14 protein-coding genes are annotated in these 19,024 nt (G+C 73.4%); 5 read left to right on the top strand and 9 right to left on the bottom strand.

The window, feature by feature from the left end:
• Positions 1–28 precede the first annotated feature (28 nt).
• The 3 genes from ACIPYQ_RS13145 to ACIPYQ_RS13135 form a co-directional block, all read right to left on the bottom strand.
• Positions 29–1,441: a helix-turn-helix domain-containing protein gene (locus ACIPYQ_RS13145; RefSeq protein WP_401249818.1), complete on the bottom strand. Its 1,413-nt coding sequence runs from the start codon at positions 1,439–1,441 to the stop codon at positions 29–31.
• Between the two features lie 160 nt (positions 1,442–1,601).
• The gene (locus ACIPYQ_RS13140) at positions 1,602–2,057 is read right to left on the bottom strand and encodes a (2Fe-2S)-binding protein (protein ID WP_361756478.1); all 456 of its coding nucleotides are present in this window, start codon (positions 2,055–2,057) and stop codon (positions 1,602–1,604) included.
• A gap of 55 nt (positions 2,058–2,112) precedes the next feature.
• Entirely contained in the window at positions 2,113–4,440 is a 2,328-nt protein-coding gene (locus ACIPYQ_RS13135; protein ID WP_401249814.1) for a molybdopterin cofactor-binding domain-containing protein, read from the bottom strand.
• A gap of 488 nt (positions 4,441–4,928) precedes the next feature.
• On the opposite strand from ACIPYQ_RS13135, the gene ACIPYQ_RS13130 reads away from it, so the two are divergent.
• Complete coding sequence (locus ACIPYQ_RS13130; RefSeq protein ID WP_401249811.1) at positions 4,929–6,350, top strand: PP2C family protein-serine/threonine phosphatase; 1,422 nt, start codon at positions 4,929–4,931, stop codon at positions 6,348–6,350.
• A gap of 102 nt (positions 6,351–6,452) precedes the next feature.
• Here the strand turns inward: ACIPYQ_RS13130 and ACIPYQ_RS13125 are convergent, their stop codons facing one another.
• Positions 6,453–7,940, bottom strand: coding sequence for a hypothetical protein (locus tag ACIPYQ_RS13125; RefSeq protein WP_401249809.1), 1,488 nt, complete (start codon positions 7,938–7,940; stop codon positions 6,453–6,455).
• A 230-nt stretch (positions 7,941–8,170) separates the two neighbouring features.
• On the opposite strand from ACIPYQ_RS13125, the gene ACIPYQ_RS13120 reads away from it, so the two are divergent.
• The 3 genes from ACIPYQ_RS13120 to kstD all read left to right on the top strand — a co-directional run bounded on the left by ACIPYQ_RS13120 (position 8,171) and on the right by kstD (position 11,790).
• A complete protein-coding gene (locus tag ACIPYQ_RS13120) occupies positions 8,171–9,295 on the top strand; it encodes an aminoglycoside phosphotransferase family protein (RefSeq protein WP_361756490.1) in 1,125 nt (374 codons plus the stop codon).
• A gap of 182 nt (positions 9,296–9,477) precedes the next feature.
• Positions 9,478–9,870 (top strand): MmcQ/YjbR family DNA-binding protein, encoded by a 393-nt coding sequence (locus ACIPYQ_RS13115; protein WP_401249806.1) that lies wholly within the window; start codon positions 9,478–9,480, stop codon positions 9,868–9,870.
• 126 nt (positions 9,871–9,996) lie between these two features.
• On the top strand, positions 9,997–11,790 hold the full coding sequence (kstD, locus tag ACIPYQ_RS13110; protein WP_401249803.1) for a 3-oxosteroid 1-dehydrogenase: 1,794 nt from the start codon (positions 9,997–9,999) through the stop codon (positions 11,788–11,790).
• Positions 11,791–11,825: 35 nt separating this feature from the next.
• On the opposite strand, the gene ACIPYQ_RS13105 is transcribed toward kstD, so the two are convergent.
• Both ACIPYQ_RS13105 and ACIPYQ_RS13100 read right to left on the bottom strand, forming a co-directional pair.
• The gene (locus ACIPYQ_RS13105; RefSeq protein WP_361756499.1) at positions 11,826–12,326 is read right to left on the bottom strand and encodes a hypothetical protein; all 501 of its coding nucleotides are present in this window, start codon (positions 12,324–12,326) and stop codon (positions 11,826–11,828) included.
• 87 nt (positions 12,327–12,413) lie between these two features.
• A complete protein-coding gene (locus ACIPYQ_RS13100; RefSeq protein ID WP_401249800.1) occupies positions 12,414–13,196 on the bottom strand; it encodes a maleylpyruvate isomerase family mycothiol-dependent enzyme in 783 nt (260 codons plus the stop codon).
• 186 nt (positions 13,197–13,382) lie between these two features.
• Here ACIPYQ_RS13100 and ACIPYQ_RS13095 point away from each other — a divergent pair, with 186 nt between their 5' ends.
• Positions 13,383–15,035 carry a hypothetical protein gene (locus ACIPYQ_RS13095; protein ID WP_401249797.1) on the top strand — a complete coding sequence of 551 codons (1,653 nt, stop codon included), beginning with the start codon at positions 13,383–13,385 and terminating at the stop codon, positions 15,033–15,035.
• Between the two features lie 16 nt (positions 15,036–15,051).
• Here ACIPYQ_RS13095 and ACIPYQ_RS13090 read toward each other — a convergent pair whose 3' ends face one another.
• From ACIPYQ_RS13090 to ACIPYQ_RS13080, 3 genes are all read right to left on the bottom strand, one after another.
• Positions 15,052–17,922, bottom strand: coding sequence for an ATP-binding protein (locus tag ACIPYQ_RS13090; RefSeq protein ID WP_401249794.1), 2,871 nt, complete (start codon positions 17,920–17,922; stop codon positions 15,052–15,054).
• A gap of 114 nt (positions 17,923–18,036) precedes the next feature.
• Entirely contained in the window at positions 18,037–18,444 is a 408-nt protein-coding gene (locus tag ACIPYQ_RS13085) for an ACT domain-containing protein (protein ID WP_401249792.1), read from the bottom strand.
• A gap of 336 nt (positions 18,445–18,780) precedes the next feature.
• On the bottom strand, positions 18,781–19,008 hold the full coding sequence (locus ACIPYQ_RS13080) for a DUF397 domain-containing protein (RefSeq protein ID WP_374778183.1): 228 nt from the start codon (positions 19,006–19,008) through the stop codon (positions 18,781–18,783).
• Between the last annotated feature and the right edge of the window lie 16 nt (positions 19,009–19,024).

The following is a 19,024-nucleotide window of genomic DNA, read 5'->3' as shown; positions in this document are numbered from 1 at the left end:
TCGCCGATCATCCCTTTTGCGGCTTGTGTCACCCCGCGAGCTCCTCCGCCCGGTGAGCCAGCCAGAGGTCGTACCGGGCGCTCGGGGACTGCAGCAGGGAGCGCTCCAGCAGCACCTCGATGCGGGTCAGCCGCTTGCGGGCGCCCGGGACGGAGACGCCCAGCGCCGCTGCCGCCGGACCGAGTTGCGCGTCGTGCGCCAGCCAGGCGCGGACCGTGGCGCGCGCGCCCGAAGGGGCGTCCGGTCCGCTCAGCGCGCTCAGCTGGGTACGGGCCCAGGCGCTCACGTGCGGATCGCGCAGCACCGCGTCGAGACCGGGGGCGGCCGCCGCATCCGCGTCGTTCCCCGGCCGCGCGCCCGGGGTGAGCCGCAGCGCCAGCGAGAGCGACGCCTGGTCCCCCAGGCGCGCGAGGTCCAGCCCGAGCAGCTCCTCGACCAGCCGGAGCCTCGCGGCAAGGGTGTTGCGGTGGATCTTCAGCAGCCGTGTGGCGTGCGAGGAGAAGTTCAGCCAGGCGTGGGCGGTGGCGCGCAGTTCCTGTCCGCCGGGGTCCTGGGGGCGCCGCGGCTGGTACGCGTGCAGGGGCGCGAGCAGGGCCTCGGCCCAGCCGGCTCCGGCCCCGTGGGCGGCGAGGGCCAGCTCGGGGCCGGGCCCGAAGCGGGCGTGCCGCTCCTCCCGCTCCCGGGCGACGGCCAGGGCGTGGAAGGCCTGGGTGTAGGCGGCCGGGGCCTCGCGCAGGCACAGCTCCCCGCTGGCCCCGACCGTGCAGCCGGGGGCCACCGCGACCAGCGCGTCCGCGAGGGGGTCGTGGCCCGCCGCCGCCGGGCCGGCTGGGACGAGCACGATGAGGTGGCGTACGTAGACCGGGCAGCGCACGATCCAGGCCCGGCCGTCCGTCAGCTCCTCGCACAGCCGGGCCACTTCGGCGCGCTGACCGGTGCGGCATTCGACGACGTACATCCGCATCGGCTCGGGCAGCGAGGGCCCCAGCGCCTCGGCGATCTGGTGGGCGGTGGAGAGCCGGCCGTTCATCAGCAGGTGCAGCACCGCCTCGCGGGCCCGCGACTCGGCGAGCGCGGCCCGCTCCTCCCGCCGGCCGGCCTCCTCGGCCCGCAGGACGAGGGCCAGCAGGACGGCGGCGTCCGCGAGCAGGGTGGCGGCGTCGGGGTGGTGCGGCTGCTCCAGTACGGCGGCCAGCGCGCGCCCGCCGTTCAGCGCGAACAGCAGCGTGGCGGAGCCGGGGGCGTGCAGGACGGCCGACCGTACCCCGCGGGCGGTCAGTTCGGCGGCGCCCCGCACGGCGGACTCCGGCCCCCCGCCCCGTTCGGCGTCCACCACCCCGGTCCATCCGCCGAGGCGTGCGGAGAGCCACTCCAGCAGGGCGGCCGACCCCCCGGAGTGGGCGAGCCTGTGCAGCTTGAGGACGTCGTCGGACCGGGACACCGGCGCATTCAACCATCCGCCGCTCACTGTGCGCTGTGATACCCGTCTCGGCCGGTCACTGTGCACGGCGAACCCTGCCAACGGCCGCCGGACCGCCTAGGTTTGGCCAGGAGCGGCCGGATCCCGGCATTCACGGGGGAACACCGGGGTCCGCCGCCGCTCACATCTTTGCGGCCGCGCTGCGGATGGCCTCGCGGATGCGGAAGTACGTACCGCAGCGGCAGATGTTGGCGATGGCGTCGATGTCCTCGTCCGTGGGCTCGCTGGTGCGCTGGAGCAGGGCGACGGCGGCCATGATCTGGCCGGGCTGGCAGAAACCGCACTGGGCGACGTCCTGTTCGAGCCAGGCCTCCTGGACCGGGTGCAGGTCGTCCCCGTTCGCCAGCCCCTCGATGGTGGTCACCGACCTGCCCGCGCACGCGGAGACGGGCACCACGCACGGGCGGACGTCGGCGCCGTCGAGGTGGCTGGTGCATGCCTTGCAGACGTCCACCCCACAGCCGTACTTGGGCCCGCGGACGCCCAGCATGTCGCGGAGCACCCACAGCAGGGGCAGGTCGTCGGGCGCGTCCACGGTGACGCTCTGCCCGTTGACGGTGAAGGTGTGCGAGGGCACGGCGTACTCCTGGATCGGACCGGCGAGGGGGGTGTGAGGGCTGGGGGTGTGAGGGCTAGCGGGGGTAAGGGGTGAAGTCGACGTCGAAGTCGAGGGGGAAGCTGCGCGGCTTGGAACCCGTGGCCCGGGCCCAGGCGTTGGCGATCGCCCCGACCGCCGCGGGCACGCCCAGCTCGCCCGCGCCGCCCGGCTCCTCTCCGGTGGCCGGCAGCACGAAGACCCGTACGTCACGCGGGGTGTCCCGCTGCTGCGCCCAGTGGAACTGGCTGTAACTGCCCTCCAGCGGCAGCCCCTTGTCCAGGTGCAGCCCGGCGCGCAGGGTGGTGGAGATGGCGTCGGTGAGACCGCCGATCATCTGCGCCTCCAGCCCGCGCGGGTTGACCGGCAGGCCCACGTCCACGGCGATGACCGCCTTGGTGACGCGGACGTGCTCCGGGTCCCGGGTGTCGATCTCGACGAGGCACGCGGTGCGGGACTTGTACTCCTCGTGGAAGGCGATGCCCTGCGCGCAGCCCGCCTCCATGGACCGGCCCCACTCCCCTTCCGTGGCCACCTTGTCGAGTACGGCGCGCTGGGCGTCGGTCTTCAGGAAGGTGCGGCGGAAGCGGTACGGGTCCCGGCCCGTGCGCGCGGCGAGTTCGTCGACCACGATCTCCTCGGCTCCGCGCGTGTTGGCGGAGTACACCGAGCGCCAGGATCCGGTGGGGATGCCGGTGGGCACCTCGGTGAGCGCCTGGGTGGTGAGCCCGAAGTGGTACGGGGACTTCACCGTGGTCAGGAACAGGGTCTGGGCGAGGGTGGCGTTGCCGATCCCCAGCGGCAGGCTCGCCGCGGTGGCGGTGATGATCTCGCCGAGCCCGTGCCGGAAGTCGGTCTCGGCGGCGGCGACCCGGTGCTCGAAGCTGAGGACCTCGCCCAGCAGGTGGGTGGCGCGGATCTTGTGGTGGGTCGCGGGACGCATCCGGCCGTGCCGGGTGTCGTCGACGCGGGTCCACATCAGCCTGACCGGGCGGCGGCAGGCCTTGGAGATGCGGGCGGCCTCCAGCGCGGCGTCGAAGAAGAGCCGCCGGCCGAAGGAGCCGCCGGCCTGGACCACGTGCACCTGCACCTTGGACAGGGGCAGGCCGAGGTCGGCGGCGATGGTCTCGCGGGCCACGATCGGGGACTTGAGCCCGGACCAGATCTCGGCGCGGTCGTCCCGGACGTCGGCGATGGCGGAGTTGGTCTCCATCGGGGCGTGGCTGACGAAGGCGAAGTCGAACTCGGCGTCCACGTAAGGGGTCAGCAGCGGCGGCACGAGCAGCGGCGGGGTGGCGGCGCGCAGCTTGGCGCGGACCTGTGCGTCGGACAGCTGGTCGGCGGGGCCGGGTCCCCAGGTGACCTGGAGGGCGGACTTGGCGGTGATGGCCTGCCCGAAGGTCTCCGCGACGACGGCTACCCCGGTCGGGACGGTCACCACGTGCAGGACGCCGGGCATGGCCCGGACGGCGGCGAGGTTGGTGACGGCGCGGACGGTGCCGCCGAGGGTGGGCGGGCGGCGCACCACGCAGGGCTTGGCGCCGGGCACGTCGAGGTCGAGGGTGTACTGCTGGGCGCCGGTGACCATGGCGCGGGCGTCGACCCGGCTGGTGGGCCTGCCCACGAGCGTGTGCTTCGCCGCCTTCTTGGGGGTGGCGCCCAGCACGATCAGGCCGGGGTCGGCGGCGGCCGTGGCGAGGGAGCCGTAGCCGGCGGTGCGGCCGTCGGGGGCGCGGACGGCGCCGTTCGCGGTGGTCAGTGACGCCGCGGAGAGGCCCCAGCTGCGGGCGGCGGCCGCGACGAGGCGGGCCCGGGCGGTGGCCGCGCACTGGCGGACCGGCCCGTAGAGGGAGCGGATCGAGTTGGAGGATCCGGTGAGCTGGTTGAAGAGCAGCTCGGGCCGCGCGTCGTCCAGTTCCACGCGTACGTCGGCGAGGGGCGCGTCGAGTTCCTCCGCGACCAGCATGGCCACCGCGGTGGTGAGGCCCTGGCCGACCTCCTCGCGGGGCAGCCGGAAGCGGATGGTGCCGTCCGCCTCCACGGCGAGCGCCAGCAGGGCGGAGGTGGGCGCCCCGGCCAGGATGAACAGGTCGCCGAGGTCGATCACGTCGGCGATGGCGGGCAGGGAGGGCACCACGGCGTGGGCGGGCTGCGGGGCGAGCGCGTCGGCGCCGGCGCGGGTGACGAGGGCGAGGGTCGGCGCGGCCACGAGGTAGGTGAGGAAGGAGCGGCGGCTCTGCCCGGCGGGGCGGCCCTGCCCGGCGGTGGCGTCCCGAAGCCCGGCGCCGTCGCGGACCGCAGCCTCGTCCTGGACTGTCGGAACCGTGTCGTGGTCCCGCCCGGCGGGATGGCTGTGCCGGCTCATGTTCGTTGTGTCCCCACGCTGCGCGGGCCCGCCCGCACGGACCTCCCCCGGTTCATTACCGGCACGTAGGGTAGCGACCGGGTGATGTGGTGGGAAGCCCTGGCTCCGCATCGACTCGCGGCAGGGGGTCCTCCGTTCGGGGGTATCGCGGCGGACCGCGTTGATCCGGGCCCGGTACGAGTGCCCTCGCGGGCCGTCCTCGTACACCTCGGCCGTACGATCGAGCGGCGGCGGGCGGAGGGAAGGTTTCCGGCCGCCGGTGCCACCGTGTTCCGGCTCCGACCGGCTGGTGCCGGTCCCGCCCCGCCAAAGGCAGTTGACCGGATTCGTTCGCACACCGAATGCACTCCGGAAGGCCTACGGCATATGCCAGAAGCAAGAACATAGCGGATGTTGCCAAACGCCTTACACCCCGTCGCGCCCTGTGCAACAGTCGTTACCGGTCCTTCCTTCAGACTTGGCCGTGCCGCGCCTGTATCGGAGTTCTCATGCCGTCCCACCTGTTCGCGGACCGTTCCGCGCAGCCGCCAGAGCCGGGGTCGGTGGACGCGCTGATCTCCCAGACCCGGCGGCTGCGGGGAGAAGTGGACGCGGTCCGCCGCGACACCGTCGTGGACGACGACGACGCCCAGGGCCGCTGGCAGCGCGCACTGTGCGATCTCGCCGTCCACCACCTCGACGACCTCGGCGAACACCTCGGCCAGCTCAAAGAGGGCCTGCCGCCGGTGCCCGAGACCGTCGAGCTCCCGCAGGCGGCCCCCGAGGCCGGGCCCGAGGCCCACACCCGCGTCGGCAGCGCCGAATGGAACCTGCTGACGGACGAAGTCAGCTGGTCCGACGAGCTGTTCCAGATCTTCGGGCGCTCGCCGGAAGCGGGCGCGCTCCCCCTCGACGAACTGGGCTCCACCCTGTTCTCCGAGGACCAGCCGCTGCTCACCGCGTGGGTCACCGCCTGCCTGGTGGACGGCAAACCGATCGACGGCGAGTTCCGCATCGTCCGGGCCGACGGCCGCGTCCGGACGCTGCACATGAGGGGCGAGCCGGTACTCGACTCCGACGGCTGTACGGCCTCGATGTGGGCCGTGCTGCGCGACGTGAGCGAACTGCGCCGGAGCCAGCGTGCGGTGCGCGAGTCCCGTGACTCGCTGCAGCGCCAGCGGGAGATCGCGCAGACCGAGCACCGGCTGGCGGTCGAGCTGCAGGAAGCCGTGCTCCCCCCGTGGCGCGGCTCCCTGCGGTTCCCGCACGGCAACGCGGGCACGCTGGACGTGGCCGCCCACTATCTGCCGTCCGCGACCAGCGCGCTGATCGGCGGCGACTGGTACGACGCGCTCGAACTCCCCGACGGAAGCTCGATGCTGACGGTCGGTGACCTGACCGGGCACGGGGTGACCGCCACCTCCGGCATGGCGATGATGCTGGGCGCCCTGCGCGGGATGGCCATGGCGGGGATCGAGCCGGGCCCGCTGATGGGCTGGCTCAACCAGCTCCTGGAGACCTCCGTGCAGCCGGCGCTCGGCTCGGCCGTGTGCTGCCGCTACGATCCCGCGCGCCGGGTGCTGTCCTGGGCGCAGGCGGGTCACCCGGCCCCGCTGCTGTTCCGCCGCGGGTCGGGCCAGGGCCTCGTACCGCCGGAGGGCGTCCTGCTGGGCGCGACGTCCGGAGCCTCGTACGGGCAGGCCGAGGAACGGCTCGAAGTGGGCGACCTCCTGGTACTGCACACGGACGGACTGACCCCGCGCAGCATCGAGTTCAGCCGGGCCGACGGGACCGAGCGGCTCCTCGCGCTCGCACCGCGGTTCGCGGCGGCGCGGTCGGCGCAGGACTGCGTGCGCATCGTGATCGAGGAATTCGGCGAGAGCGAGCGGGAGGACGACGCCTGCGTGCTCGTGGCCCGGGTGGGCGGGTAGCGGACTTCCCCCCGCGAACCGGCCTCACGGTTTCAGGGCCGCGCCGGAAGGCGCGGCCTTTCTCGTCTCCGTACATGGTGTGCTGCGGGGGCCTGCGTGGGACTACACCCCCGTGGCGCGCGGCGCCGGGCTGTCCGGGAGGGCCAGCTTGATCTCCTGGCGCAGGTCCTCGATGCGCGGGTAGCCCGAGTACTGGGCGGTGAGCCGGTACATCTCGCGCAGCCGGTCCCAAGTCCGGTGCGAGGAGGTCTCGTTCATCGAGACCAGGGCCAAGCGCGCGTACCGGTCGGCCTGTTCGGGCTCGTCGGCGATGAAGCAGGCCGAGGCCATGGAGATGTAGTCGAAGATCTGCGAGCGCTGGTAGCCCTCGCCGCGCAGCCGCAGGGCCTCCCTGGCGTGGCGCGCGGCGATCGGAGCCGCCGCGGCATCGTGGTCGGCGAGGGTGCGGTAGGCGAGGGCCTGCATGCCGTGCAGGTCGGCCTCGTCGAAGTGCTGCATCCAACTGGGCGGCGGTACATCGCCCTTGTCGGAGACGAACAGCTCCTCCGCCTCGCCCAGGGTGCGGCGCATGGCCTGGCCCTTGCCCATGGCGGCCTGCGCCCAGGCCTCGATGGTGTGCAGCATGGCGCGGGTGCGCGGCAGCGTCTGCTCGCCCGAGCCGGACTGGGCGAGCTTCATCAGGTCCAGGGCCTCGTTCGGCTTGCCGAGGTGGACCATCTGGCGCGCGGCGCGGGACAGCGCCTCGCCGGCGCGCGGCCGGTCGCCGCCCTCCCGGGCCGCGTGCGCGGCGATGACGAAGTACTTCTGCGCCGTGGGCTCCAGGCCCACGTCGTGGGACATCCAGCCCGCGAGCACCGCCAGGTTGGCCGCCACCCCCCAGAGCCGCCGCTGCAGGTGGTCGGGGTGGTGGTAGGCGAGCATCCCGCCCACCTCGTTGAGCTGGCCGACGACGGCCTTCCGCTGGAGGCCGCCCCCTCTGGAGGCGTCCCAGGCACGGAACACCTCGACGGAGCGCTCCAGTGCCTCGATCTCCTGGGAACCGATCGGGGCCGCCTCGTAGCGGTCGTATCCCGCGGGATCGGCCTGGAAGGTTTCCCCGAAGTGCCGCGCCTCCTTCGCGAGGGCGGGGTCGGTGTGCAGCCAGTCGTACATGGCGTTGCTGAGGGCGGAGCCGGCGGTGAGCACGGCGCCCGCGCCCATCAGACCGCGACGGTTGAGCATGAGGTCCATTCCCGTGAATTCGGTGAGGACCGCGGCTGTGCGTTCGGGCGCCCACGGCATCCCGTCGGGGTTCTCACGAGCCCCTTCCGGCTGCCGTCTGGAGGTGCGCCGCTGCCGTACGAACCCGAGGTCCTCGATGGTCACGACACGACCGAGCCGCTCGGTGAACAGTGCTGCCAGTACCGTGGGCACCGGTTCGCGCGGGGTCTCCCCCATGTCGATCCAGCGCCGCACCCGCGAGGTGTCGGTGGCCAGTTGGGGGTGGCCCATGGCCGCCGCCTGCCTATTGACCATCCTCGCCAGTTCGCCCTTCGACCAGCCGGCCAGGCCGAACAGGTCGTTCAAGCGGGTGTTTGGACCTTTGCTCACGTCAAGCCCCCAGGTTCTCGGCTGAGTTGACAGTAGCCCCCCGTCAGATGCCCAGCGACTATTCGCCAGGCTTCGCCAGGGCACGCCCGATGGTTCGCCACCTTGCGCCGGGTGTCAGGTAGGAATGCGCCTCCCCGCCCCGGTCACCGGCGGAACTCCCCAGGGCGAAGCAGGGGATCCGGCGGGGTGGCGTACGCAACTCGTCGGCGCACGAAGGGATCCGTATCACCATGTACGCAGCAACGTCCTCCGTGTCCGCACCGGTCCGGCCGCACCGCACGCTCCCGGCGGGCGGCGGCCCCTACCTCGAACCCGGCCGCCCGTCGGCTCCGGTGCAGGGCACCCTCCGGGCGCGGCGCATGCCGGGTACCGGGTCCCAGCCCGTCAGCGGAAGAATCGACCTTTCGGGACCGCAGGGGGCGCAACTGCGCACCGCTCTCGCCTCGGTGCAGCGGATCTGTCCGGAGTTCGCGCCGGTGCAGGTGCTGCGGCGCAGCGGACGCTCCGTCCTCCTGGTCGGGACCACCGGGCGGATGACCGCCGTCGCGAAGGTTTTACTGGACCACTCGCCGGAGTGGCGCGAGCGCTACCGGCACGAAATAGCTGCGTACCGGACGTTCGTCCGGCACCGCCCGCCGGTCCGGGTGCCGCGGCTGATCGCCGCCGACCCCGAGAACTGCACGCTGGTGGTGGAGCGGATGGCGGGACGGGTCGCGGCGCTGCAGCGGCACCCGGTGGAGCCGCCGCCGCGGGTGGACCTGCGGGCGGCCCTGGGCGCGGTGTGCCGGGTCAACCAGTGGCGGCCGCCGGCCGAGTTGTTCGGAACCCCGATGAACTACGCGCGGCGGATCGCCCGCGACTACGAGTTGGGGCTGCTGACCGACCGGGACCTCGGCGACCTGCAGAAGCTGCTGCACGGCGTGAAGCTGTCGGGCACGGCGCTGCAGTTCAACCACGGTGACGCGCTGCTGTCGAACCTGCTGCTGTCCCCGGCCGGTCCGGTGCTGCTCGACTGGGAGCACGCCGGCTGGTACCTGCCGGGCTACGACCTGGCCACGCTGTGGGCGGTGCTGGGTGACGCCCCGGCCGCCCGTGCCCAGATCAGCCGGCTCGCCCAGTCGGCCGGTCCGGCCGCGCGGGACGCCTTCCTGGTCAACCTGATGCTGGTGCTGACCCGGGAGATCCGGATGTCCGAGACGGCGGTGCAGCGCTCGATGCTGGCGACCGCCCCGACCCAGCCGCTGCCGGCGGGCTCCCTGTCCTCCGGGGAGGAACAGCGGCTGCTGCTCCGCCGCCTGCACGACGACGCCGGAATGGCGCGCAGAGCGGTCCGCGCGGCGGTCGGCACGCGCTGACCCCTCCCTCTCCCCCTGTACGCGAAGTCCCGTGGCCCCCACCGCCACGGGACTTCGCTCGTTCGCGGATGCGCAGACGCCCGTGGGCGGCGCGGGCGGCTTCCCGGCCGCGCGGTGCGGTCCTGCCCCGGATGTACGGTCGGGCTCCGTTAGCGTGGGCGGACGATCGACGGGAGGCGCTGATGAAGTCCGGAGTGCGCAAGTGGGAGGCCGTGCGGGAGTTCGCCCTCGGCCTTCCGGAGGCCGTGGAGGAGTTCCCCTGGGGCCCCGAGGACTGCGTGGTGAAGGTGAACAAGAAGATCTTCGTCTTCCTCGGCAACACCGACGGGCCGGGGCAACCCGGCCTGTCCGTCAAGCTGAAGGACGAGGCACTGCACGGGCATGCGATGGCCTCGCCCGGAGCGGAGCCCACCGGATACGGTCTGGGCCGCTCCGGCTGGGTGTCCGTCCCGCTGGCGGAGAAGGGGGCGCCCTCCGCGCAGGTGCTGTGCGAGTGGGTGGAGGAGAGCTACCGGACCGTGGCCCTGAAGCGGCACGTGAGGGAACTGGACGCCCGGGTCCAGGCGGAGGGCTGAGGTCTCGGTCTGGTGCGCGGGCGCCGGATGCCTTGACATCACATGATCCCCCGAAGACGTTTCTGACTCAGCATCAGACGTGCTGGAGCCCGATCCCCGTCCTCCCCACACCGCTGGAGCCTGCCCATGTCCGCAAGCGCTTCACGCACCTCCCCCGGACCCCGCCCGTCGAGACGTACGGTCCTCGCCGGTACGGGCGCCGGGGTGCTCGCCGCCACCGTGCTCCCCTCCGCCGCGGCCCGGGCCGCCGGCGCCCAGGACGGCCCCCCGCTCGGCGAGTTCGACGTCGTCGTGGTCGGGTCCGGGGCCGCCGGGATGACCGCCGCGCTCACCGCCGCCCAGCGCGGGCTGAGCGTGCTGGTCGTCGAGAAGGCCCCCACCTTCGGTGGATCGGCCGCCCGCTCCGGGGCCGGCATCTGGCTGCCGAACAATTCGGTGATCCTGGGTGCGGGGGTGCCGGACACCCCACAGAAGGCGGCGACGTACCTCGCGGCCGTGGTCGGACCGGAGGTGCCGGCCGACCGGCAGGCCGCCTTCCTCGCCAACGGTCCGCGGATGCTGGACTTCGTGATGGCCAACAGCCCGCTCAAGTTCCGTTTCATGGAGGGCTACAGCGACTACTACCCCAACCTGCCGGGCGGGCTGCCGAACGGCCGGTCCATCGAGCCGGACCAGATCGACGGCAACATCCTCGGCGCCGAACTGGCCCGCCTGAACCCGGCGTACATGCCCGTCCCGGCCGGGATGGTGGTCTTCAGCCAGGACTACAAGTGGCTGAACCTCGCGGCGGTGAGCGCCAGGGGGCTCGCGGTGTCCACCGAGTGCCTGGCGCGCGGTACGAAGGCGGCGCTGTGCGGGGAGAAGCCGCTGACGATGGGCCAGGCCCTGGCGGCCGGGCTGCGTGCCGGACTGCAGCGGGCGGGGGTGCCGGTGTGGCTGAACAGCCCGCTCGTCGACCTGGTCCAGGAGGGCGGCGCGGTCACCGGTGTGGTGGTGGAGAAGGAGGGCGTACGGGGTACCGTGCGGGCCCGGCGCGGGGTGGTCGTCGGCTCGGGCGGCTTCGAGCACAACGCGGCGATGCGGGCGCAGTACCAGCAGCAGCCGGTCGGCACCCAGTGGTCGGTGGGCGCGAAGGAGAACACCGGCGACGGGATCCGGGCGGGGCAGCGGGCCGGGGCCGCGCTGGCCCTGATGGACGACGCCTGGTGGGGGCCGTCGATCCCGCTGCCCGGGGAGCCGTACTTCTGTCTCGCCGAACGGACCCTGCCGGGCGGGCTGATCGTGAACGCGAACGGCGCGCGGTTCGTCAACGAGGCCGCGCCGTACAGCGATGTGGTGCACGTGATGTACGAGAAGGACCGCGGCGCCACCGGTTCGCACATCCCGGCGTGGCTGATCGTGGATCAGAACTACCGCAACAAGTACCTGTTCAAGGACATCCTGCCGACGCTCGTCTTCCCCGATGCCTGGTACCAGGCGGGGGCGGCGAAGAAGGCATGGACGTGGGACGCACTGGCGGGCCAGATCGGGGTTCCGGCGGGCGCGCTGCGGGCGACGCTCAACCGGTTCAACGCGCAGGCGTGGAGCGGGACCGACTCCGACTTCCACCGGGGCGACACGGCCTACGACCACTACTACACGGACCCGAACGTGCATCCGAACTCGTGCCTGGCGCCGATCTGGGCCCCGCCGTTCTACGCGTTCAAGATCGTGCCGGGGGACCTCGGGACGAAGGGCGGCATCGTGACGGACGCCCGGGCCCGCGCCCTGCGGGCGGACGGCTCGGTGATCCGGGGCCTGTACGCGGCGGGCAACGCGAGCGCGGCGGTGATGGGCCACAGCTACGCGGGGGCCGGGTCGACGATCGGGCCCGCGATGACGTTCGGCTACGTGGCGGCGAACGACATCGCGGATGCGTGACGGCCCGGAGAAGGGGTTGACGCGGAAGGGACGGTCTAGCCCTGCTGGAAGAGCTCGGCGGGGAGCGGCTTCAGGAGGGCGTAGAGGTCATCGGTGATCGGGCGGTCCCAGCTGGCGATGGTCACCAGCACGTTGTCACTGCGGTCGAACTGGACGCAGGAGATGCGGGACTCCGACAGCTTGATCTTCCGGACGATGAGGAGGTTGTCGCCCTGCATGACGGGGCAGTCCTCGACGCCGGTGACCTCGACTTCCTCGTCGTTCTCCAGGGCGTCGAGGAGCTGGGCCACCTCGAAGGGGACCTCGCCGTCGGAGAGGTCCCGGGCCGGGGAACCCTCGGGGAGGTTACCGATGATCATCGCGGGGCCGCGTCCGCCGAACAGGTCGTAGCGGAGGAAGACACCCTGGCAGCTGCCGTCGGGCGCGGGCAGCAGCCCGGCCCCGAGATTGCCCGGCCAGTCCCCCGGGTCCATGGCCAGGACGTCGAAGTCCGGGCCGGCGGGTGTGGCGGCGCGGTGGCGGCGGAGGAAGGACATGCCGCCATGGTACGTGGCCGCACGAGTTTTCCGGCCCGGGGCCCCGTATCCCGGCGCCGCCCGCGCCGGGCGCGCCGGACCGGCCGGTCAGACCGGGGGAACCAGGGTGAACCAGTGCGGGAGCAGGGCGGCGTCACCCCCCGTGGCCCGCAGGGCGGTGGCGGGCAGCCGTCCCCAGAGGAAGAGGGCGAGGTCCGAGGCCGTCCCGGCGGCCTCGACGTCCGCCGGGGCGGTGGAGCCCGGATCCCGGTCGGGGCCGCGCTCCAGCAGGACCTCGTCCGCCGCGAAGACGACCGTCCAGGTTTCCGGTCCGTCGGTACTCCGGAAGCGGTACCGCTCCCCCGAACCGGCGCGTGCCGCCTTCCACGCACGGCGGGCCGGGGCCATCACCTCGAAGGTCTGGGTGACGGCGTCCGCCGCGACGACCGGGTCCAGGGGGTCCGGGCTGCCCGTCGCGGATTGCGCGTCCCAGCGGTGGACGGCCAGCTCGATCAGCTGCATCCGCAGCCAGAAGCCCGAGGTCTGCTCGGCCGACCAGGTCCACACCGGGGTGTCCGGCCCCAGCTCGCGGAACAGCCGCGCCAGCTCCCGGGCGCCCTGCGCGAACCACTCCGTGAGCGCGTCCGGGGCGGCCGGGACCTGCGGGAGGCCGAGGCCGGCGGGGTCGGGCGGGGCCGCGAGCCGTTCCCGCAGGACGTGCGCCAGGTAGCGGTGCACGCCCCCGAGATGGGCGACGAGGTCGGAGACCGTCCAGCCCGGGCACGAGGGGACGGCCGGCACCGGCCCGCCGCGGTCGAAGGCGCGGCGGACGGCCTTCTCGAATGCCGCCGCCTCGCTCTGGAAGGGGGAGATGCGGTCGATGTGATCCATACGGTCGACCCTGCCCACCTGACGGCGGAGTCTCCCGCCTTGTGCTCCGGGCGAACGCCGGACAGAGCGACACGCCGACGGACGGATACGAGTCAATACGATGAAAATCGGTCGGCCCGGTAATCTGATCATGACCATCTGAACAGGTTCAACAACACTGGGGGGCCGGTGTACCGTCACCGTGTCATGATCTCCGCCGCCGTCGTCGCGGCAGCCGTCGGTCTCGTCGTACCGGGCGCGGCCCATGCGGCCGGGCCGGCCGCGAACCACAAGCAGGACGCGAAGCAGGACGCGGGCAAGAAGCTCGCCGGAGCCGTGGAGGCGGCGGCGAAGACCGCCACCTTCAGCAGCCCGCCCGAGCGGTCCGTCCGCACGGCCCCTGCCACCGCGTCGGCCGCCGAGGGCGCTCCGGCCGCGGCCGCGGACCACTACGTCGGTCTGGTCACCACCGGATCCGGCGCACGCACCATGGACCTCTCCACCTGGGTTTCGAGCGAGAAGACCGAGGTGTTCCGGGTGGTCGTCGACTGGGGTGACGGTCACACGACAGACCCCGAGCACTCCCTCACGGACGGGTTCCTGCGCTTCAAGCACACGTACGCCAAGGTCGGCACCCACAAGATCACGGTCACGGCGACCGATCTGGGGACCAAGGAGGCCGTCACCAACAGCGTCGACGTCGTCGTCGCGGGCTCCGACTTCACCCCGCACGCGCCCACCCGGCTGCTGGACACCCGGGACGGCACGGGTACCTCGTCGGCCCAGCCCGTCGCCCCGTACGGAACGACCCGGGTGAAGGTCGGCGGCAACAGCGGCATCCCGGCCGGGGTGACCGCCGTGGCGCTCAACGTCACCGCGACCGGCGCCGCCGCCGACGGGCACATCGCCGCCTACGCGTCCGGCAGCGAGCAGCCGACCACCTCGAACGTCAACTTCACCGCGGGACGCTCCGTCCCGAACCTGGCGATCGTGCCGGTCGGCGCGGACGGATACGTCGAACTGGTCAACCGCAGCCCGGGCTCGGTGAACCTGATAGCGGACGTCACGGGCTACTTCGCCCGCTCCGCCTCCAGCGGCTACACCCCGCTGGAACCCGTCCGTCTCGTCGACACCCGGGACGGCATGGGCGCGGCCAAGGGCCAGGTCGCCGGACAGGGCTCCTTCGGTGTCCAGATCGCGGGCCAGGGCGGGCTGCCGGCCACGGGCATCACGGCCGTCGCCCTCAACGTCACGATCACCGCCCCCAGGGACTCCGGCCACCTGACCGCCTTCCCGAGCGGGCAGCAGGCTCCGATCACGTCGAACCTGAACTTCACGGCCGGCCAGACGGTCGCCAACTCGGTGATCGTGCCGGTGGGCCCCGACGGCAGGATCAGCATCCGCAACGGCTCCTGGAGCCCGACCGACGTGATCGTGGACGTCACCGGCTACTACAGCGCCGACGGCAAGGCCACCTACCTGCCGCTCGCGCCGGAGCGCCTGTACGACTCGCGGAAGTACTTCTGGCCGGTGCACGGCCAGGACTACTGGTGGGAGTCGCTGTTCGAGCCCGACGTCACGCTCGCGGGCGCGGTGATGAACACCACGGTCACCAACACGCAGGGCAGCGGCCACCTCACGGTCGCCCCGGACCCGAACACCCGAGAGGCGTACGGCCAGAGCAAGGCGATCCGGCCGACCCCGCCGAACTCCTCCAACCTGAACTGGACGAAGGGCGAGACCGTCTCGAACCTGGTCCAGGCGAGCACCGGCAAGAACGACATCGTCGACTTCTGGAACCGGGGCTGGGAGCCCGCCGACCTGATCGTCGACCTGTTCGGCGTGTACGCGAAGAACTGACGTCCGTCCCGCGGGCCTACGGCGCGTACGCCTCCAGGGCGGCCGCCAGGCCCGGGACGTCGGAGCCGAGCTTGCGGCAGGCCGCGGACAGGGCCCAATCCGGGTGCTGTCCGCGGCGGCCGGAGCCGTCCGGGGCCGGCTTGCCCGCCGCCCGCCGCGCCGCCCGGAGCTCCTCCTCCGTGAGCCCGTCCTGCGTGGGCCCCTCTTCCCCGTCCTTCCCGTCCGGGCCGCACGGCGGGGTGCCGCCCAGCCCGAGCAGGGCGTCGGCCGCCCGGGCCACCAGCCAGTCGGCCCCGCACCCGCGGGCCGTCACCACCGCCCGCGCCAGCAGGTCCACGTCCCGCAGCTCATCGCCGAGCGCGCCCAGGGCGCGGGCCAGTTCGTAGCCCGCCGGCGACTCCGCGAGCAGCGCGACCGCCTCCTCCAGCAGCCCGGCCCGTTCCTCCGGCGCCGCGACCTCGGCCGCCACCCGCAGGGCCTGGCCGATGCCCGAAGGGGCGCCGAAGGCACGGGCCCGCCGCACGGCGTCGCCGGCCAGGGCGCGCGCCCGGTGCGGATCGTCCGCCGCGACGGCCCGGGCCAGGTGCAGCTGCCACGGGCACCACGCCGGATTCTGTATGCCGCGCGGGGTCAGCCGCCGGTCGACCTCCTCCAGCTCGGCGACCGCCGCCCGTACCTGGCCGCGGGCCAGGAGCAGTTCGGCGTAGACGGTCTGGGAGTCGGGGAAGACCACGGCCGCGGGGAAGGGCCTGCCGTACTCGTGCTCCCGTCCCAGCTCCCAGGCCTCGTCGACCCGGCCCCGCGCGAGCAGGGTCGTGAGGAGGATCGCTATGGCGTACCAGTGCACGGGGGTGCGCCGGCCCACGCGTTCGGCCAGCGCCAGCCCGGCCCGCGCCAGGTCCTCGGCCGCGGCGAGCCGCCCGCGCCGGTAGAGGATGTAGGCGCGCAGGCTGTACGCGAAGGAGAGGTGCGCCCCGCGCCAGCCCTGCCGTTCGAACTCGGCGGTGCCCGCCTCGAACAGCTCCTCCGCCCGTCCCGGCCGGTCGGCGTACATGTGGGCCATCGCGACCAGGACCGGGACCTCGAAGCCGCGGTCCTCGTAGGCCCAGCTGAAGGGCCGCTCCAGCACCCGTCCCGCGTGGTGCAGCACCACGTCCACCGGCTCTCCCCGCAGGCAGGCGTCCCAGGCGCGCAGCCCGATGACGTAGCGCTCGGTGAGGTCGCGGCCGGTCAGCCGGTCGGCGAGCCGGGCGAGGCGCCGCGAGCGGGCCGGGGAGTCGGTCTCCGCGGCGTTGAAGGCGTCCCACATGAACTGCTCGGACTGCAGCCGCAGCCGGGCGCGGACGTCCTGGGTGTACGGGATCTCCCGTGCGAGGGATTCCGAGGCCTCGGCGAGGCGGTCGCTGTGCGAGAGCACCTGGGCGAGCCGGATGACGATGCCCTGGCGCAGGGCGGGATCGTCGAAGGGCTCGGCGAGGGCGGCCCGCAGGTGGTTGACGGTGTTGGCGGGCTCGGTGAGCAGGGAGGCGCAGCCGAGTTCGTACAGGACGGCCGCGCGTTCGTCGAAGTCCGGTGGCTCGCGCAGCGCCCGGGCGAGCTGGCGGCGGGCCGCCTCGGGGGCGCCGGCGCGGAGGTTCTCGCCGGCGGCCTCGCGCAGGATGCGCACCACCCAGGGGTCGTTCTCGGGGTGGGTCTCCAGCAGGTGGCGGGCGGCGGCGGAGGGGCCGAGTCCGGCGTCGACGACGGCCGCGGCGGCCTTGCCGTGCAGGGCCACGCGGAGCGCGTCGGGGATGGCGCGGTAGATGCCGGTGGCGATGAGCGGGTGGACGAACTCCAGCCCCGCCTCGGGCTCTTCCGTGGCGGCGGACAGGATGCGCGCGTCGCGCAGCCGCCCGGTGGCGTCCACGGCCTCCTCGCTGCCGAGGGCGGCGACCCGGGCCGCGAGGTCCTGTGGGATGGCGGTGCCGAGGACGGCGCAGGCCCAGGCGAAGCGGACGGTGGAGGGGCCGAGCCGTTCCAGGCGGGCGACGAGGCCGCTGCCGCGCTGGGCGGCGGCGAGGTCGCGCAGCAGCGGGGCGTTCGCCTCGACCGGCGGCAGGCCCTTGTCGCGGACCTTGGCGGCGAGTTCGACGGTCTCGAAGGGGTTGCCGGCGGTGACGGCCCAGGCCTCCTGGCAGAAGGCGTCGTCGGCATGGTCTCCGAGCCATGCGCGGACCAGGGCGGCGACGGCGGCCGGGGTGAGCGGCGCGAGGGGCAGCGGGCGCTGTCCCGCCCGGCCCGGCAGCGTACGGAAGGCGTCGGCGTCCGCGGGCAGTTCGTCGGGGCGGTAGGCGACGACGAGGAGCAGCGGGAGGTGTTCGGCGCGCGGAGCGAAGGCGGCGAGCCAGCCGAGGGACTCGGGGTCGGCCCAGTGGGCGTCGTCGAGGACGAGGGTGACGGGGGCTCGTTTGACGACGAGGTGGGTGAGGACCCAGTCGAGTCCGTCGCGCAGACCCTGGGGGTCGGGCGGGGCGCCCTGTTCGGGCGCGCACAGCCCGAGGGCCGGTCCGACGATGGAGTACCAGCCCCCGAGGGCCGCGCGCAGCTCCTGCTCGGAGGTGCCGGCCAGCTGGGGCTGGATCAGCTGGCGGGCGACGTGGAAGGGCTGGCCCTGCTCCTGCTCCCCGCCACGGGCGGCGAGGACGGTGCAGGAGCGGGCATGGGCACGGCGGCGCAGTTCGGCGAGCAGGGTGGTCTTGCCGAGGCCGGCCGGGCCGGAGAAGGCGAGCAGCGCGCCGCCGGCGTCGGGCCCGGGACCGGTGAGCTGGTCCAGGGCCTCGTCGACGGTGGCGAGTTCGGCCTCGCGTTCGACCATCGTGCGCCGCATGCGGGTCCGGCGGTCCGTCATGGCTGGTACCCCCCAGGCCTGTTCGGAGCATCAGCGTACGCCCGCGCACAGGGCGAGGGATCCCACAGTGAGGAAAGAATCCGATCTTCTTTTCCGGCAACCGTCCAGGGGGCCTCAGTCCCGTGCGGAACGTGCCGCGAGGTCCTCCAGGACGGCCACGGCCTCGGCGGCCCGCTCGGCGGCCACGAACAGGTGGTCGTGGTGGTAGCCGGCGATGACGTTGCAGCTCAGGCCGTGCGCTCCGAGTTCGGCGGCGAAGGCCGCGGTGAGGCCGACGGCGTCGAGCGCGGAGTGGATGCGCAGGGTGATCCAGCCGGCGGTGTAGTCGTAGGCGAGCCCGGCGGCGTCGGCGTCCTCCTGCCGCAGGACCAGGGTGAGCCCCTCCCGCTCCAGAACGGTGGCGACGGGCGCGGTCCCGGCGGGCACGGTGCCCCCGGGGACGGTGCAGAAGACGTACCGCTCCTCGTTCAACTCGGGCCGCATACCGCTCAGGAGCTTGCGCAGATCGTTCTCTCCACTCATGCCGCCACCCTACCCATCCTCCCGAAATGACCCGTTCGGGCGGCGGCAGGGTCCGGTGGAGCCCGGCCGGGCAGCCGCGTCCGCCGGGGCCGGGTGTGTGCAGGGGCGCTCCCCGCAGGGCTCCGAACGCCATGTGCCCCGGCCCTCCGACCTCCCGCCACGTTCGGCGCCCGAGGAGACGCCCCGGAGCACGCCCGGCCCCACCCCCGGTCCCCCGAAGGCGGTCATGGGCAGGGGCCCATGCAGCCGGTCCACGGGCGGGAGTTGCCACGCCCGGGCGGGCGGCCACCGGGCCGGCGGTTCCGTGCCCGGTGGTGCCGCGCGTACGGGCTCGGTCTACGTCAGGTCGAACTCCCCACCCCGGGCGTTCAGTACGAACTTGTGCCACTCGTCGGGCGTGAAGATCAGCGAAGGGCTCTCGGGGCGCTCGCTGTTGCGCATCGCGATGAAGCCCTCCACGAAGGCGATCTGGACGTCACCCGCTCCCCGGCTGCTCGACTGCCAGTCCGCCTCGGTGAGATCGAGGTCCGGCTTGCCCCAGCCGGCCAGGGGCTGCGAAGTCATGCTCTCGGCCACGTGC

It is taken from the genome of Streptomyces sp. NPDC090045 (assembly GCF_044747975.1).
Lineage (GTDB): Bacteria > Actinomycetota > Actinomycetes > Streptomycetales > Streptomycetaceae > Streptomyces.
This window is presented reverse-complemented; position numbering and strand designations above follow the sequence as displayed.

Coding starts and splice junctions, on each gene's coding strand:
- ACIPYQ_RS13135 (WP_401249814.1), bottom strand. CDS start 4,440: ATGAGCCGGCACAGCCATCCCGCCGGGCGGGACCACGACACGGTTCCG.
- ACIPYQ_RS13130 (WP_401249811.1), top strand. CDS start 4,929: ATGCCGTCCCACCTGTTCGCGGACCGTTCCGCGCAGCCGCCAGAGCCG.
- ACIPYQ_RS13120 (WP_361756490.1), top strand. CDS start 8,171: ATGTACGCAGCAACGTCCTCCGTGTCCGCACCGGTCCGGCCGCACCGC.
- ACIPYQ_RS13115 (WP_401249806.1), top strand. CDS start 9,478: ATGAAGTCCGGAGTGCGCAAGTGGGAGGCCGTGCGGGAGTTCGCCCTC.
- kstD (WP_401249803.1), top strand. CDS start 9,997: ATGTCCGCAAGCGCTTCACGCACCTCCCCCGGACCCCGCCCGTCGAGA.
- ACIPYQ_RS13105 (WP_361756499.1), bottom strand. CDS start 12,326: ATGTCCTTCCTCCGCCGCCACCGCGCCGCCACACCCGCCGGCCCGGAC.
- ACIPYQ_RS13100 (WP_401249800.1), bottom strand. CDS start 13,196: ATGGATCACATCGACCGCATCTCCCCCTTCCAGAGCGAGGCGGCGGCA.
- ACIPYQ_RS13095 (WP_401249797.1), top strand. CDS start 13,383: ATGATCTCCGCCGCCGTCGTCGCGGCAGCCGTCGGTCTCGTCGTACCG.
- ACIPYQ_RS13090 (WP_401249794.1), bottom strand. CDS start 17,922: ATGACGGACCGCCGGACCCGCATGCGGCGCACGATGGTCGAACGCGAG.
- ACIPYQ_RS13085 (WP_401249792.1), bottom strand. CDS start 18,444: ATGAGTGGAGAGAACGATCTGCGCAAGCTCCTGAGCGGTATGCGGCCC.
- ACIPYQ_RS13080 (WP_374778183.1), bottom strand. CDS start 19,008: ATGACTTCGCAGCCCCTGGCCGGCTGGGGCAAGCCGGACCTCGATCTC.